At 68.5% G+C, this 15,268-nt stretch carries 15 protein-coding genes; 8 read left to right on the top strand and 7 right to left on the bottom strand.

The genetic code is table 11. The features are described from left to right. The first annotated feature begins 12 nt into the window (after nucleotides 1-12). On the top strand, nucleotides 13-294 hold the full coding sequence (locus ACXJLH_RS15290) for a hypothetical protein (RefSeq protein WP_457319814.1): 282 nt from the start codon (nucleotides 13-15) through the stop codon (nucleotides 292-294). Between the two features lie 81 nt (nucleotides 295-375). Here ACXJLH_RS15290 and ACXJLH_RS15285 read toward each other — a convergent pair whose 3' ends face one another. Continuing rightward, nucleotides 376-780: an SRPBCC family protein gene (locus tag ACXJLH_RS15285; RefSeq protein ID WP_457445001.1), complete on the bottom strand. Its 405-nt coding sequence runs from the start codon at nucleotides 778-780 to the stop codon at nucleotides 376-378. 116 nt (nucleotides 781-896) lie between these two features. Between ACXJLH_RS15285 and ACXJLH_RS15280 the strand changes: the two genes are divergently transcribed. From ACXJLH_RS15280 to ACXJLH_RS15270, 3 genes are read left to right on the top strand one after another with little or no spacing between them, the layout of a single operon-like run. After that, complete coding sequence (locus ACXJLH_RS15280; RefSeq protein WP_457444999.1) at nucleotides 897-3,128, top strand: helicase-related protein; 2,232 nt, start codon at nucleotides 897-899, stop codon at nucleotides 3,126-3,128. Between the two features lie 17 nt (nucleotides 3,129-3,145). Beyond that, nucleotides 3,146-3,367: a hypothetical protein gene (locus ACXJLH_RS15275; RefSeq protein ID WP_056191100.1), complete on the top strand. Its 222-nt coding sequence runs from the start codon at nucleotides 3,146-3,148 to the stop codon at nucleotides 3,365-3,367. Then, nucleotides 3,364-3,666: a type II toxin-antitoxin system RelE/ParE family toxin gene (locus ACXJLH_RS15270; protein WP_056191098.1), complete on the top strand. Its 303-nt coding sequence runs from the start codon at nucleotides 3,364-3,366 to the stop codon at nucleotides 3,664-3,666. Before ACXJLH_RS15275 ends, ACXJLH_RS15270 begins: the two co-directional genes overlap by 4 nt. A gap of 38 nt (nucleotides 3,667-3,704) precedes the next feature. On the opposite strand, the gene ACXJLH_RS15265 is transcribed toward ACXJLH_RS15270, so the two are convergent. Together ACXJLH_RS15265 and ACXJLH_RS15260 are read right to left on the bottom strand one after the other, a co-directional pair. Then, nucleotides 3,705-4,721, bottom strand: coding sequence for an NAD-dependent epimerase/dehydratase family protein (locus tag ACXJLH_RS15265; RefSeq protein ID WP_457444997.1), 1,017 nt, complete (start codon nucleotides 4,719-4,721; stop codon nucleotides 3,705-3,707). A gap of 5 nt (nucleotides 4,722-4,726) precedes the next feature. After that, nucleotides 4,727-6,109, bottom strand: coding sequence for a ribonuclease E inhibitor RraB (locus tag ACXJLH_RS15260; RefSeq protein WP_457353388.1), 1,383 nt, complete (start codon nucleotides 6,107-6,109; stop codon nucleotides 4,727-4,729). 154 nt (nucleotides 6,110-6,263) lie between these two features. On the opposite strand from ACXJLH_RS15260, the gene ACXJLH_RS15255 reads away from it, so the two are divergent. Continuing rightward, nucleotides 6,264-7,679: a peptide MFS transporter gene (locus tag ACXJLH_RS15255; protein WP_457444995.1), complete on the top strand. Its 1,416-nt coding sequence runs from the start codon at nucleotides 6,264-6,266 to the stop codon at nucleotides 7,677-7,679. Between the two features lie 6 nt (nucleotides 7,680-7,685). Here ACXJLH_RS15255 and ACXJLH_RS15250 read toward each other — a convergent pair whose 3' ends face one another. Then, the gene (locus ACXJLH_RS15250) at nucleotides 7,686-8,264 is read right to left on the bottom strand and encodes a hypothetical protein (protein WP_457444993.1); all 579 of its coding nucleotides are present in this window, start codon (nucleotides 8,262-8,264) and stop codon (nucleotides 7,686-7,688) included. Nucleotides 8,265-8,352: 88 nt separating this feature from the next. Here ACXJLH_RS15250 and ACXJLH_RS15245 point away from each other — a divergent pair, with 88 nt between their 5' ends. The 3 genes from ACXJLH_RS15245 to ACXJLH_RS15235 all read left to right on the top strand — a co-directional run bounded on the left by ACXJLH_RS15245 (nucleotide 8,353) and on the right by ACXJLH_RS15235 (nucleotide 10,337). Continuing rightward, nucleotides 8,353-8,811, top strand: a complete 459-nt coding sequence (locus ACXJLH_RS15245) for a hypothetical protein (RefSeq protein WP_457444991.1) — start codon at nucleotides 8,353-8,355, stop codon at nucleotides 8,809-8,811. A gap of 32 nt (nucleotides 8,812-8,843) precedes the next feature. Continuing rightward, nucleotides 8,844-9,509: a glutathione S-transferase family protein gene (locus tag ACXJLH_RS15240; RefSeq protein WP_457444989.1), complete on the top strand. Its 666-nt coding sequence runs from the start codon at nucleotides 8,844-8,846 to the stop codon at nucleotides 9,507-9,509. A 147-nt stretch (nucleotides 9,510-9,656) separates the two neighbouring features. Continuing rightward, nucleotides 9,657-10,337 (top strand): class I SAM-dependent methyltransferase, encoded by a 681-nt coding sequence (locus tag ACXJLH_RS15235; RefSeq protein ID WP_457444987.1) that lies wholly within the window; start codon nucleotides 9,657-9,659, stop codon nucleotides 10,335-10,337. A 10-nt stretch (nucleotides 10,338-10,347) separates the two neighbouring features. Here ACXJLH_RS15235 and ACXJLH_RS15230 read toward each other — a convergent pair whose 3' ends face one another. The 3 genes from ACXJLH_RS15230 to ACXJLH_RS15220 form a co-directional block, all read right to left on the bottom strand. Continuing rightward, nucleotides 10,348-11,325, bottom strand: a complete 978-nt coding sequence (locus tag ACXJLH_RS15230) for a hypothetical protein (RefSeq protein WP_457444985.1) — start codon at nucleotides 11,323-11,325, stop codon at nucleotides 10,348-10,350. Further along, nucleotides 11,322-11,846: a (2Fe-2S)-binding protein gene (locus tag ACXJLH_RS15225; protein ID WP_457319791.1), complete on the bottom strand. Its 525-nt coding sequence runs from the start codon at nucleotides 11,844-11,846 to the stop codon at nucleotides 11,322-11,324. Before ACXJLH_RS15225 ends, ACXJLH_RS15230 begins: the two co-directional genes overlap by 4 nt. A 595-nt stretch (nucleotides 11,847-12,441) precedes the next feature. Then, entirely contained in the window at nucleotides 12,442-15,264 is a 2,823-nt protein-coding gene (locus ACXJLH_RS15220; protein ID WP_457444983.1) for a xanthine dehydrogenase family protein molybdopterin-binding subunit, read from the bottom strand. Nucleotides 15,265-15,268 lie beyond the last annotated feature (4 nt).

Genomic DNA, 15,268 nt, shown 5'->3' with positions numbered 1-15,268 from the left:
ACTCTGACCGTCATGGGTACTGAATATCGACTGACGTTCTCGCACCTCGACAAGGCGCGGATCGAGCACGCCCTATCCGAAGTGGCCACCGTGAAAATCGGCAGCGTGCCAACCCCCAGCTACGAATTCCGAGCCGACTCGACGAAGCCTGGAATGCCGGATGCGACGGCGATGATTGAACAGTACGGGCTGTACTTCTGTGACCACGGTGGATCGGGTCGAGACTATTTAGGACGACTCGTTGCTGTGCTGGTTGGCGAGTTCGGCAGCGTGCGCGTCGAAGCTCTCGAGTAGCTGGCGCTGAACGTCGCCCAAACCGCGTCGCTGGCAGCTTGGTGGGGTGCGAGCAGCCAACGCTGCCTTGCGGGAAGCAAGTCAGCCGTTCTCCATCAACGCCTTCAACGCCCTTAAATCCTTGAGCACATGCGCCGCATCCCGCTCAAAGTCCTCATTGCTCGCCCCGGCCATCCTCAGCACCACGAACGTCAATGCACAGCCCTCATCCACCGGCGTGACCCGGAACGCGTTGTGCGTGGTCACGCCGTCCGGCGTCGTCACATCGTGGTCCAGCACCCCAAACTCGTTGCGCGGCGCCATCCTGATCTGGATGCGGCCCATGGGTGAGTCGGTGACCACCCAGTGGTCGCCTTCCTGCTCGATGTCGGCCGACGCCAGGCCCGATGCCCAGAGGTGCAGGTTCTCGCGCCGGCTGGCGAACTCGTAGACCTCGTGCGCCGGCGCGGCGACGGTTTCGCTGACAACCTTGATTTCGCGTGGCATGCGGGCCTCCAAAGCAGTTGCAGAGCTTGTCACGAAGCAATGGGCACCGGCAAACCGCGCGCCCGTCGGCCCTCGTGGCGAGGACGCAGTCAGCTCGCCTGTGTTCCACTTCCGCCGTGAATTCCGAAGTCTCCTCGCCCAAGCCGGCCAAGCCGCCCGCACCCGCCTTTCCCCTCCCGCAACCCAGCCACGCCGCCCGCTTCCCCGCGGGCCTCGCGCCTGAGGACTGGGCCCGCATCCGCCAGGCCGCGCACGCGCTGCCCCAGGTGCTCGTGCCCGCCGATTTCGACGATGGCAGCGACGAGTCGCTGGATCGCCTGGGTTGCATCCAGATCTCCCGGGCCGCTGGCGGTGGCCGGCCGAGCCGCTGGATCCTGCCGGCCCATATCCCGGTCGCCCTGGCCCAGCTCGAAGCCACGCCCCAGACCAACACGCTGCGCCCACAGCTGCAGCAGCGCCTGCACCAGCTCGAAAGCCTGGGGCTGCGCCGCGAAGGCCTGGTGTTCACGCGGCTGTGCGTGCACCCGATCACGCTCGCGCACGAGGGCTGGCGCATCGACCTGTCGCACCGCGTGCCGGTGCCCGAGGAGCCCGTCTGGGCCTTTTTCCGTGATGGCGACACGGCCGCGCTGCGCCACAACCTGGGCCAGGCGCCCGAGTACTCCTACACGGCCGAGCTGATCCTGCACCTGAACCACCTCATCGCCCGCAGCGAGGCCATGGGCCATGCCAGCCAGCTCGCCTCGCTGCTGCCGCGCCTGCAGGCCGAGTGCGGCGTGCCCATGCCCTACGAGGACCTGAAGGCGGCGCTGAACCGCGCCCAGGACCGCTGGGAGCAGACGGTCGAGGAGCAGGACACGCTGGCCAGCCTCGGCCGCGAACTGGCCTTCCAGGGCTACCCGGACAGCTTCGACGCGGCGCGCAAGCTGGGCCGCAAGGTCACGCTCTACCTGGGCCCGCCGAACAGCGGCAAGACCTATGCCGCCTTCGAGCGGCTGGCGCAGGCGCTGGACGGCGCCTACCTGGCACCGCTGCGCCTGCTGGCGCTGGAGGGCCGCGACCGTCTGGTGGGCCGCGGCGTGCCCTGCTCGCTGCTGACCGGCGAAGAGAACGTGCCGGCCAACGACGCGCGCGTGGTGAGCAGCACCATCGAGATGGTCAACACGCGCGACACCATCGACGTGGCCGTCATCGACGAAGCGCAGATGATCTTCGACGACTCGCGCGGCTGGGCCTGGACGCAGGCCATCGTCGGCGTGCCGGCGCGCGAGCTCATCATCATCGCGTCGGCCTATGCCGCGCCGGCCATCGAGCGGCTGCTGCAGCTGTGCGGCGAGAAGCCCGAGCGCCGCGTCTTCGAGCGCAAGCAGCATGTGCAGCTGATGCCCGCGCCCGTGCCGATGACGCATCTGCATGCGGGCGACGCGGTGGTGGCCTTCAGCCGCCGCGACGTGCTGATGCTGCGCGACCAGATCGCGCAGAACGGCCACGTTGTCAGCGTCATCTACGGCGCGCTGCCACCCGAGGTGCGCCGCCGCGAGGCCGAGCGCTTTGCCGTCGGCGCCAGTCAGGTGCTGGTCGCGACGGATGCCATCGGCATGGGCTTGAACCTGCCCATCCGCCGCGTGCTGTTCTCGACGCTGGAGAAGTACGACGGCGTCGGCGACCGCGCGCTGACCGTCGGCGAGGTGCACCAGATCGCCGGCCGCGCCGGCCGCTACGGCATGCACGACGAGGGCTTCGTCAGCGTGCTGAAAGAGGCCGAGGCCGACGCGATGAAGACGCTGCGCGAGCTGCTGCCCAAGGAGCCCCGCGCACCGCGCGACTTCAAGTGCCCGGTGGCGCCCAACTGGCGCCATGTGCAGACGATCTCGGCGCGCCTGGGCGTGAACAGCCTGCACCAGGTGCTGACCGTCTTCATGCAGCAGCTGCGCCTGGACGACGCCCACTTCGAAGTGGCCGAGCTGGAGCAGATGCTGGGCCTGGCCGAGATGCTGGACCGCAACGCGGCGGCACTGTCGCTGCAGGAGCGCTTTCGCTACGCGCAGGCGCCGGTGGACGACCGCCTGCCCCAGGTCGTCGAACAGTTCCAGGCCTGGGCCGCCAGCCACGCGCGCACCGGCAAGGCCGGCACGCCCTGGTTCCTGGACGACGTCGACGAACACAGCCGCCTGGACCGCATGGAGCAGGCGCTGCGCCAGTGCACGCTGTGGCTGTGGCTGGACCTGCGCTTCCCCGAGGTGTTCGGGCATGTCGAGGCGGTCATCGACCTGCGCGGCCGGCTCAACGACGGCATCGAGAGGCACCTGAAAGGGAAGAAGCCGTTGTGGCAGAGACGGGGAAGGTGAGGCGTACCATTGCAGCCATGCAGCTCACCACTGGCACCGTCGTTGGCGGCAAGATCGTCGTCGAAGGAGATCCGCTGCCCGAGGGCACGGTCGTCACAATCCTGACACGCGATAGGAACGAGACCTTCCTTGTGTCTCCTGAACTCGAAGCCGAGCTGCAAGCATCGCTCGGCGAGTTGGAGCGCGACGAAACGATGCCGGCCGACGTGCTGCTGCAACGACTTCGCATGGCATCGTGAGTGGCCGCGTCGCCGTGGTGGTGACCCGCAGGGCCGCCACCCAGTTGGAGCGGGCAGCATCGTGGTGGCGCGAGAACCGGCCGGCTGCGCCTGACGCCGTGGCGAACGATTTCGAGGACGCACTGCGTCTGCTGGCCTTTCAACCCGAATTGGGTGCGCGCTCTGCGTCGCCACACTACCCGGACCTGCGACGGCTCTTCCTCGCCCGCATCCGCTATCACGTCTACTACCAGGCGCTGCCGGACAAGGTGGTGATCCTCGCGTTCTGGCACGCCAGCAGGCAGTCGCCGTCTCTCTGAGTTCGCTGGCAGGTCAGCCAGATCGGCTCAACGCCGCGTCACATGCGCAGTGCGATCAGATCGCGAGCGGTCGCCACGATCGCCTCCCGCGGCGCCCGCGGCACCCAGCCCAGCCGCTCCCGCGCATGGCTTGAATCCTGGTGCCGCGCCGTGCCCAGCTCACTCGCCGCCGCCCGCACCGCCGGGCTGACCTTGGCCAGCAGGCGCACCGCCCAGTTCGGCATCTGCAGCGTCGGCACGCGCTGGGCCTGCTCGCCAAGCTCAGCACGCAGGATGGCCGCAATCTCGCGCAGCCACAGGAAGCCGCCGCAGGCGATGAAGCGCTCGTCGGCCATGCCCGGCGCGGTCAGCGCGCGCCAGTGCAGCTCGGCCACGTCACGCACGTCGACGATGCCGAAGCCGATGTTGGGCAGGGCCGGCACCTTGCCCTGCAGCAGGCTCTTGACGATGACGACGCTGGCCGAGTAGTCGGCACTCGCCACCGGGCCGAGCACGACTGACGGATTGACCGTGCAGAACTCCAGCCCGCCGCCCTCGCGCGCCACCCAGTCGCGCGCCGCCCGCTCGGCGATGGTCTTGGACTGGATGTAGGGCGGGATGCCGGGCGTCTCCAGCCGCGTCCAGTCGTCCTCGGTGAAATGGTGCTCGCCCGGGCCATGCCCATAGGAGATGGCCGCGACGGATGAGGTCATGACGACGCGCTGCACGCCGGCATCGCGCGCGGCCTTCAGCGCGCGCAGGGCGCCGTCGCGGGCGGGCACGATCAGCTCGTTGGCGTCGCGCGGCACGCCCACCGGCAGCGGCGACGCGAGGTGGGCCATGTGGCTGCAACCAGCGGCCGCCTCGGCCCAACCGGCGTCGGCCATCAGGTCGGCGGCAAAGCAGCGCAACTGGTCACTCGCGCCAACGCCGAGCAGCTGGCGCAACGCCGGCTCGCGCCTGAGGTCGCGCACGGTGGTGTGCACCTGCCAACCGTTGGCCAACAGCTGGCGGATCAGCACGCCGGCGATGTAGCCGCTGCCGCCGGTGACGAGGACGCGGGGAGGGGTGTTCATACGCTTCACTCCACGAACACGCGCGCGTGCCCCTCGTGCGCCGCGGGCGAGCGCCAGTAGGGCGATTCAAAGGTGACGTGGATGGATGGGCACTCGTCCTTCGGCCGCAGGAACACGCTGCGAACCTGCCTGCCCTGGGCCTGCAGTGCGCGGCGCAGCTCATCCTCGCTGGGCAGCTGGAATCCTGGCTGGGTGTACAGCAGCAGCTCCGCTGCCGAAGGATGCCGGGCGAGCGATGCGAAGTCGACCTGGCCCATGTGCAGCAACACGCCGGCGTTCTGCAGCTCCGGCCAGTGACTCAAGGTCTCGTAGCTGGCCAGCGTCCCGCCGCGGCTGCAGACAAAGACCCAGCGCAGCCGGTTCACCCCCGCGATGGGCTCGAAGCTCTGCACCTTGGGGGTCTTGTAGATCTCCAGCATTTCGATGCCCGGGGTCTGAGCCAGCTCGCTGATGTCCGTGAGGCTCAGGCAATGCGCCAGGCGCAGTTCACGCAGCGCCGAGAACCGCGCCAGGCCTTCCAGCGAGGTCAGCGGCGCGCCGGCAAGGATGAGCGATTCCAGGCCGCTCCAGCCGTCGAGTGCATTCAAGGACTTGAGCTTGCGGGGCCGCCTCAGCTCCACGCGGCGCAGGCTGGGGTTGTTCAGCCCTCGGGGATCGAGCTTCTCCGCATCCAGGCAGCGAAAGCCGCGCAGCCTGGGCAGCTTGCGGTAGTCGCCATGAGCTTGCGGCGCCTTGTGCAGGTAGATCTGCTCCAGCGCCGGCAGCAGATCGATGCTCTCCAGGCTCAGCTCTTCAGACGGGCTCCTGAGGCCGCGGATCTTGTGGGCGTAGGGTTGCAGCGCCCCCAGCGAACCCACGCCGGCACCAGGGCTGACCCAGTAGACGTCGTTCTCCGCCAGTGCGGCCTCCGAGGCGGCGCTCCAGCGGTAGATGTCCAGATCCAGCGTGCCATCAGGGCGCCCTTGCAGCCAGTGGTCATCGCTCTTCTCGAGAAAGTCCGGCGTCTCGCCGAACCATCCCTCGAACTCGCAGTCATGCTGCGGGCCGAGCTGGCACATCTCCTTCGTCCATGCGAGCAAGGCGTCTTCCGTCATCAGCACAGGCGGGGTGTGGCCGGTGACCACCCACGACGCCACCACCAGCGAAGCGGCGGTCCAGTCCACGAAAGCGCCCGTCTTGCGCGCCTGCGGCTCATAGCCGCGCGCCTTCAGCACCGCCGCCAGCGCGTCGGCCTTGGCCTGCGTGTTGGTGTGGAAGAAGAACTTCAGCGGCTTTTCGTCGGTCGGCTGGACTCGCCAGGCCCGCAGCGAGGCCAGTTGCTGGGGCGTTTTCCAAGCCGCCCGAGCCACGCTGCGCTCGAAACGCTCCTCGGTGACAAAGCTTTCCATGCCGACGCCTCTCCCTGGATGAATGCGCCCCATCGTAAGCAACGAAAACGACGGGCCGCCCCCATGACGCCCGTCATGCCCGGGCCATTCCCATTGCCAGACGGTCACCCGGCATGGACAGTCTCGGCTTTCCGCAAGTTTCCGGGACACCCCCTTGACCTCCGCCACCCTGACCGCGGCCGCCGACGCCACAAGCGACGCACGCGCCCGCCATGACCGATCCTTCCTGGGACACCCTGCCGGCCTGGGCTGGCTGTCCTTCTGCGAGCTGTGGGAGCGTTTCAGCTACTACGGCATGCAGGCGCTGCTGGTGCTCTATCTGAGCAACTACCTCTTCCTGCCGGCCCACATCGGCCATGTGGCCGGCATGGATGCGCTGCGCTCGGCAATAGAGAACGTGACCGGGCCGCGCTCGCCGCAGCAGCTGGCGTCTGCCGTGTTCGGCCTCTACGTGGGCCTGGTCTACCTGCTGCCCATCTTCGGCGGGCTGATCGCCGACCGCTGGCTGGGCCGCACCAAGACCGTCGTCATCGGCGCGCTGCTGATGGCCACCGGCCACTTCCTGATGGCCATCGAGGCCGCGCTGCTGCCGGCCCTGGGCTGCCTGCTGCTGGGCGTGGGCTGCTTCAAGGGCAATATCGCGGCCCAGGTGGGCGACCTCTATGCGCCGGGCGACAAGCGCCGCGCCAGCGCCTTCCAGATCTTCATGCTGGCGATTCAGATCGCCGTCATCGCCGCCCCCATCGTCTGTGGCACCCTCGGCGAGAAGGTGGGCTGGCACTGGGGGTTCGGCTCGGCCGGCGTGGGCATGTTGATCGGTCTGTTCGTCTATCTGGCGGGCCGTCGCTGGCTGCCGCCCGAACCGCAGCGCAGCGCAGCCAAGGCTGAGGTGCGTCCGCCGTTGGGCCGCCGTGGCGTCATGCAGGTCGCCCTGCTCGTCGGCATCCTGCCGCTGCTGATGCTGTCCATCGTCGGCAATCAGCAGTTCAACAACGCCTACCCACTGTGGTCGCAGCAGCACATGGACATGATGGTCGGCAGTTTCCAGGTGCCAGTGACCTGGCTGCAGGCCGTGGACGCCACGGTGAGCTTCATCACGATGCTGGGTTCGATCGCCTTCTGGCGCTGGTGGGCCACGCGGCGACGCGAACCCGACGAGGTCACCAAGATGGCGCTGGGCTCCTTTGTCGCGGCTGGCGCGCCGCTGCTGCTGCTGATCCCGGCTTTCGCCATCGAAGCCGGCGGCGGCAAGATCAGCATCCTGTGGACCTTCGCCTACACCCTGGTCAACGACATCGGCTTCGCCAACATCATGCCAGTGGGCCTGGCCTTGTATTCACGCGCCGCGCCGCGCGGCCTGCAGGGGGTCATGATCGGCATCTACTACCTGCACCTGTTCTTCGGCAACACCTTCGTCGGCTGGCTGGCCGGGCTGCTTGAGACCATGCCGGGCTCACAGTTCTGGGGCCTGCATGCGGTGCTGGTGGCCGCGGCCGGGGTGGGGCTGCTCATCGTCAAGCTGGTGTTTGGCCGCTTGCTGGCGCCGGACGAGGCGCCAGCCCAGGCCTGACCGGGCTCATGCCCGCGCGTGCTGGGCCGTGCCAACGCCCAGCGAGCGTGTCAGGGCCGCCATCAAGTCCTTGTAGGTGGCCAGCACCTGGTCCTTGCCTGCGGCGTTGCGGGGCTCCGAGAAGCAGGGGTTCCAGGCCTCGCTCCAGGCATAGGCGCTGTCGGTTCGCCGGTCGCCGTCGGGCCCCTGGACCAGGGCCCGCAACCTGGCGTCGTGGCCGGCGCCGGTGTAGGTCTCGAACAGCACGTGGATGTAGGCCTGGTAGGTCTTGTAGACCTCGGCCTCGAACACATGGCGGTAGATGTTGAGCGTCCTGTCCAAGTCGCGCTTGGCATGGATGGCATCAGCCGGCGAGATGATCTTCCAGTAGCCCACCCAGGTGAAGAAGCACAGCAGCTGGTTCAGCTTGGGCGCGATGTCGTCGTAGATGGCCAGCCGCTTCTCGATGAGCTTCTGGTTGGTCCAGTTGCTGAGGTCCAGGCGCTTGAGCTGGCGGCTGAACAGCCAGCCCAGCAGGGCCACCGACAGCGGCGTCAACACGCCGACGATGAGCTTGGCGATCTCCAATGTCGGCCATTGAGCCATGCGACCCTCCTTCGGCACGGCGTGCCGCGCCGCAGCGTAGCCGGCCGCGGCCTTGCGGTGCAATCCCGTCTGCCTAAACTGGGTCGCCATGAACGACGCCCTTGACCACCTGGCCCGCGAACTCGCCTTGGACGCCCCGGCGCAGGAGGGGCTGCGGCTTCGCTTCGGCCTCGCGTGCGTGCAGCGGGTGCGGCACCTGCTGGAGGACGCAGCGGTGGTCGCCTGCCTCGATGTACTGGCCCGTTTGGTGGCTGCAGGTGCGACGCGGGAAGACCTGGACGCGGCGGCTGCCGAAGCTGCGCAGCTGGCCAACCACCACCCTGGTTCGCGGTCATTGGACGGCGTAGGCCACGCGGCCGTGTCGGCTTCCTATGCCGTCGCCAACGCTCTCGCCGGCCGGGCTTTGCAAGCCGCCGAGTACGCCGCCTATGCCACGGTCTATGGCGAGGGCGGCTATGGCGCCGTGCAGCAGCGCGAGTCCTTCCAGCCCGAGTTCGACTGGCAGCTGGACGCCTTGCGCCGCCTTGCCGCTGAAGTGCCGGTGTAGCGTCGGTTGGGTGCCTGCCTACACTGCGGCACATGATCACCGTCCACCACCTCAACAACTCCCGTTCGCAGCGCGTGCTGTGGCTGCTCGAAGAACTGGGCCTGCCCTACGAGATCAAGCACTACCAGCGCGATGCCAAGACCGGCCTGGCGCCGCCCGAGCTGCGCCAGGTGCACCCGCTGGGCAAAAGCCCCGTCATCACCGACGGCGGGCTGACGGTGGCGGAGAGCGGCGCCATCCTGGAGTACCTGGTGGACCGCTACGGCCAGGGCCGGCTCAAGCCCACGGGCGAGCAGGACCTGCTGCACTACCGCTACTTCATGCATTTCGCCGAGGGCTCGGCGATGCCGCCTCTGGTCATGAAGCTGGTGTTCAACAAGGTCAAGCGCGCGCCCATGCCCTTCTTTGTGAAACCCATCGCCAAGGGCATTGCCGACAAGGTGCTGAACAGCTTCGTGCAGCCCAATATCGACGCGCAGCTGAAGTTCCTGGAGGGCGAGCTGGCGTCCCGGCCCTGGTTTGCCGGCGCCGAGTTCAGCGCGGCCGACATGCAGATGAGCTTTCCTGTCGAAGCCGCGGCAGCACGGGGCACGATGGACAGCTACCCCAAGCTGAAGGACTTCCTGGCCCGCATCCACGCGCGGCCGGCCTACAAGAAGGCCCTGGAACGCGGCGGGCCTTACAGCCTGATGAGCTGACCCTACACTGGCTCAACGGCCGCGCGCTCCGCGCGGCCGCTACCGTCTTGCCCCGCCGGCCTGTCGCCCGGCCGCTGTGAACGAACAGCGGCGCTGACCTCCCCGTGTCGCATTGCGCTCTGACACGCAGGTCACCTGGGGGCTCTCATGCCCGGCTATGAAATCAAAGTCCAGGCGCTCGCCATCGATGGCGCGGCGGATCTGCAGATCCGCTCGCTGCTGGACAACGACCAGTTCGCCGACCCGGCGGGTGCGGCCGAGGCCCTGGGCATCTCGCCCGCGCAATGGCCGTTGTTCGGCCAGGTCTGGCCCTCCGGGCTGCATCTGGCCGCCGCGATGGCGATCCGGCCCCTGACCGACGGCGAACGCATCCTGGAGATCGGCTGCGGTCTGGCCCTGGCCAGCCTGGTGTGCCACCGCCGCGGCGCCGAGGTCACGGCCAGCGACATCCACCCGCTGGCCGGCGCCTTCCTGCTCGAGAACCTGCGCCTGAACGAGCTCACGCCCATGCGCTACTGCCATGGCGACTGGAGCGAGGACGCGGTCGCCGCCGAGGGAGGCGCACCGCGTGTGCAAGGACGCTTCGATCTCATCATCGGCAGCGACGTGCTCTACGAACGCGACGACGGCGGCGCGCTGGCGGCCTTCATCGAGAAGCACGCGCTGCCGCAGTGCGAGCTGTTGATCGTGGACCCCAACCGCGGCAACCGCGCGGCGTTTGGTAAGCGGATGGCGGGCTTGGGGTTTGAGTTCAGTGAGGTGCTGTTAGCGGCGGAAGCGGGGAGGCCGGACTACCGCGGGCGGTTGATGCGGTTTGTGCGCGGCTGACGCGGCTGCCTCAACGCTTGGGCAGCGCTCCCTTCGGCCCGTACTCCACCACCCTACAGCCCGCCCCCTGCGGGTTGTCGCAGCAGGCCGCCAGCTTCTTCAGGCTCTCGCTGAACTGCTCGTCCCACTGCGCCTTGCTGTGCAGGTTGCCCGGGCTCATCCAGTGTGATTGCGGGAACTTCTTGGACCACTCGTCGCCACCCTCCTGAGGTGCATTGCCGGTGGACTGCTTCATCGCCACCTGGCAGGAGTTCATGTTGCCCATGCGATGGCAGGCCGTGCAGGTGTTGCCCCGCGTCGTGATGCCGAAGGCATTCAACTTCGCCCAGGCGCGCTTGAAGTCCTCGCCGATGGCCTTGGGTTGGTAAAAGCCAAAGGGATCGCCGGGCAACATGGTCGTCTGGGCGATGTAGGGGCTGTACATGAAGGGGCCGCTGTCGTGGCAGCCGATGCAGGCGGGCTGCTTGAAGGCCACCTCGTAGGGTGACAGCCAGACCTTGTCGGCCCCCGGCACCAAGCGCGCGCGCGTGCTGGGCGAGGGCACAGCGCGGCCGTCGATGCCGGCACCTTCGGTCAACGGTGCCTTGGCCTTGGCGGTGAACCAGCAGGTCTTGCCGTCCTTCAGGCTGTGCGAGATGACGTTGATCTCGTCGAACAGCGGGCTGCCGGCGGGCCGCGCGACCTGCTTGCGGCAGACGGCGCTGATCTGCGCGGTCTTGTCGTCGCGCAGCACCAGGGCGCGGCTGCCGGGCACGCACTGGCCCTGGCTGGCGGCATCGTGCTGAGGCAGCAGCGAAGGCCTATCGCAGCGCGGTGGCGCGGGTTGCGATGGCACGGACTTGCCGTCGACGGTGATGGGGATCTCCTCGCCCGCCATGCAGTTGAAAGCAGGGATCTCGCTGATCTGTTCGGCGCATTGGCGGCCGTATTCGTACAAGGTCTCGGCCTGGGCGGCACCGGCCAGCAGCAGTAGCAACAGGGCTCTCATGCGACCACCAGTCCTTTCTCCGCCAGCACGACGGTGCGTATGGCCTGGTGGTAGCGGGCGTAGCCGGTGCAGCGGCAAATGTGCTGGCCGACGGCGTCTTCAATCGCCGCGTCCAGTTGCTCGCGGCGGATGGGCTGCGCGCGCAGCCGCCCGAGCAGCATCTCGGTCGCCATGACAAAGCCCGGCGTGCAGTAGCCGCACTGGAAGGCGAAGTGGTCGAGGAAGGCTTGCTGCACAGCGCTGGGTTTTTCCATGCTGCCGGTGCCCTCCACCGTCGTGATGCTCTGGCCTTGCAGCAGGGCCACCGGCGTCGAGCAGGCCAGCATGGGCTGGGCCTGGCTCGATGGCGCACGCCGCGCGGCTACGGTGCAGGCCTTGCAGACGCCGATGCCACAGCACAGGCGCGTGCCGGACAAGCCGAGCTCTTCGCGCAGGAAGTCGACAAGGGGCAGGTCGGTGGGCACCTCGGTCTTGATGGGGCGGCCGTTGACGTGGAATTGGACGGGGACGAGGTCGGTCATTGGGAGGCCTCTCGTTGGTGTTGGTTGATGGCGAGGCCCAGCCGGGAGTTCGCCCCGGCGGGCGACCTACTTTCTTGTGTCGACAAGAAAGTAGGCAAAGAAACGACCCCCGATCCGCCCGCCCTTCGCTGCGCTTCGGGTCCCCTGCGGTACTCAGGCCTTGAGGCCCCGCGCAAAACTCCCTTCGCTACGCTGCGGTCAAACAGTTGCGCGGAGTCAGTTCTTGAAGCGTGCTGCGCACGCGGCCTCAAGGCCCTCCGTTCCTCGGCAGGCTCAGAGGGGGCAATAGAAATGCCTCGTTGCGAACGGCCTCCGGGTTTGGCTGTTGGCTGTTCAGGAGCCTCCCCTTCTAAACCGCCGAGAAGCACAGGAGCCCGGGGCGCGAGCGCAGCTCGCATCAACTTCTGACTTCGCGCCCCTTTGTTTGAACGGAGCGTAGCGAAGTGAGTTGGGCGCGGCCCCGGGCTTCGAGCATCGCAGGGGACCCCGACAGGGGCGGTTTCGCAGGGGAGAGCTTTTTGCCTACTTTTTGGCGGCGCAAAAAGTAGGTCGCCCGCGGGGGCGAAATCCCCGCTGGGCCTTGCCACAAAGCCGCTCATGACAAAGCCCTCTCAATGTCAGCGCCAGTAATCGGCAACGACCGAAACCGCTTCCCTGTCGCATGGGCGATCGCATTCCCGATCGCCGGCGCAATGGGGCAGAGCACCGCCTCCGCAATGCCCTTGGCCGTCGTCTCGGTGGTTGGCAGCGGCGTGATGCTCATGCGCGCGAGCGGCACGTCGGCGCTCAATGCCACGTGATAGCGGTCCAGGTTCCAGCGCCCGTCGCCCGCGCCGCCCGCCTCCAGCGGCAGGTCTTCCAGCAACGCATAGCCAATGCCCATCGCGATGCCGCCCTGGGCCTGGCCCAAGAGCAGGTCGGGTTGCAGCACCTTGCCGGCATCCACCAGCAGCTGCACGTCGACGACACGCGGCGCAAAACTCTTGGGCCCGATCTCGACGGCCACCAGCACGCCCGACGGCGCATACAGGCTGCGGCCGTAAAGCGCGGCCTCGGGCTTGGGCGGGATGACGTTCTGGCGCAGCACCGGCGTCCAGCTCGCCTGGCCCGCGGCGCGCAGCGACAAGCCGTCGATGGGCAGCTGCAGCGGCGGCCCGGCCGGCACGGCGTAGGTGCCGACCACCCAGGACCCTTCGTAGAGCCCATGCACCATGGCAGCCGAGGTCAGGCCCGTCTTGTAGACCTGGGCCGCCAGCACGCGCAGCGGCAGCGGCGCCAGACCCGGCGCGACGAGATGACCCTTGTCCCACTTCGTCTTGCCTTGGACCTGCGCCAGCGGCACGCCCCAGAGCGCTGCCGCCGCCGGCAGCAGACCGGCCTGGAAGAGCACCTGGCTGGCCCGCTCGGTCACGTGCACCTGGTGGAAGGCCGTCAGGCAGGCGCTGCTGGACATGGCAAAGCCGGCTGTCCAGTTCGGCTTGCTCCAGTCACCGCCGGCATAGGTGCTGACGTCCAGTGCATTGAAGCTGCCGACGTCGCCCATGACGATGTCATGCGCGTTGTGGCCCAGCCAGGCGGCCGTGCTGATCGCCAGCGTCGTCGCCGAGCCATTGCCCATGTCGACGCAGTTGGTGCGCACGGTCAGGCGCCCGATACCGTCCATGGCCACCTCGGCCATGACGCCATCCTTGCCCGTGCCATAGGCCTGGTTGGCCAGCGCAAAGCCGACGCCGTAGCGGATGCCCTCGCGCGCCTTGCGGGCCTTCACCAGCTCGCGGTCGCGCCACAGCGCGTGCTCGCGCGAGCGGCGGCAGATCTCGCGCAGCGTCGTCGCCTGGGTCAACGGCGCGCCGGTGATGGTGCGGTCGCCTTCACGCAGCGCGTTGAGCTCGCGCAGCGCGATCGGGTCGCGCTTGAGCGCCACGGCCACCTCGTCCACCAGCGTCTCCACCGCGAAGCTGGCCTGCGGCCCGCCGAAGCCGCGCATGGAGCCGGCGACGACGCCCGTGCTGGGCTGGGCGATGGCATCGACATAGGCTTGGCGGATGTCGTAGCCGCTGAGGCCGCAATACGCCGCCAGCATGGCGACGAACTGGCTGTAGTTGTTTTGCCCACCAGAGGGCAGCACCTGCTGGCTGCCGAAGGCGAGGAACTTACCGGTCTTCGCGTCCACCGCGATGCGCTGGGTGATGTGGCTGGCCAGCTGCTTGAGGCCGCCCTGGAACTGCTCGTAGCGGTCCTGGGCGATGCGCACCGGGCCGTCGGCCAGGGCCGCCGTGACGGCCAGCAGCGGCGGGAAGGTCGACACGTCGCGCCCGCCGAAGCCGCCGCCGGGATAGCAGGAGTTCAGCACCACGGTTGCGACCTTGACGGGGCAGTCCTTGCTGAACAGCGCCAGGCTGTCGCCCGAGTCGCCGTTGGTGGCCTGGGTGCCGAGCACGAGGTTGAGCGTGCCGGTGCCGGAGCGGTCCAGCCAGGCCAGGCCCGCTTCGGGCTCCATGAACATCGGGTCGAGCACCTGGGTGCTGTAGCTGCCGCCGAGCTGCAGCACGGCGGGGCTGGGCGACTGCAGCGCGGCGTTGATGCGGCCGCGCAGCCGGCGGGCGGTGCTGTTGTAGGGCTGGGTCTTGGAGTCGGGCTGGTAGGGGTCGGACGCACAGCCCACCTGCACCTGCGAGAACGGCTCGATGCCCGCCGCCTCATAACGCGTCAGGTAGTTGACCGGGCTGTAGGCCATCACCCAGGGCTGGGCGGGAGGCGCGGCCAAGCCGCCGGTCTGCACGACGCCGGGCTGGAACTGCAGCGCGCGCTTGGCGCGGCGGTAGGTGTTGCCATCGGCAAAGATCAGGATGGCCACGGGTTGGCCGTAGAACTGCGGCGCCGTACCGACCGGCACCAGCAGCTGGTAGACGCCATCGGCACCCGCGCTGGAGAAGGGCAGCTGAAGGTTCAGCGAGGCCAGGTCGCGCTGTGGCCCGGTGTAGCCGGGCAGAGGCGTTTGCGTGATGGTCAGGAGCGGCTGCGCATGGGCGGCGTCAAGGCGGGACAGGTCCAGGCCCGCGAAGGCGAGGCCGGGCTGGGTCGCGCGCAGGATCATGGCCATGCGCTCGGCCTGCGGCCAGCCGGGCATGTCGACGGCGCGGAAGTCGCGCGCATAGACCTTCTGGCCCGTCACCTTGGCCAGGCCGTCGATGCGAAAGCGCGCCTTGCCTGGGCCGCCGGACCAGTCGGGTGCGCCAGGCGGCGCGTGCGGTTGCACGGGCGTGCCCTCCGGCTGCGGCAGGGCGCCCGGCGTCTTCAGCGCGGGCGGCTTGAAGGCCAGGGCCAGCTCGTGCACCAGCAGCGTCACTGCGGCTGCGCCGCTGCCAATGACGCGGCGCCGCGTCAGTTGGAATGGCCCGTTTGTGTTCTGCGACACGCTT

Source organism: Roseateles sp. P5_E4 (genome assembly GCF_054049255.1).
The sequence above is the reverse complement of the archived record's forward strand: the minus strand, read 5'-3'. Positions and strand labels throughout refer to the sequence as shown.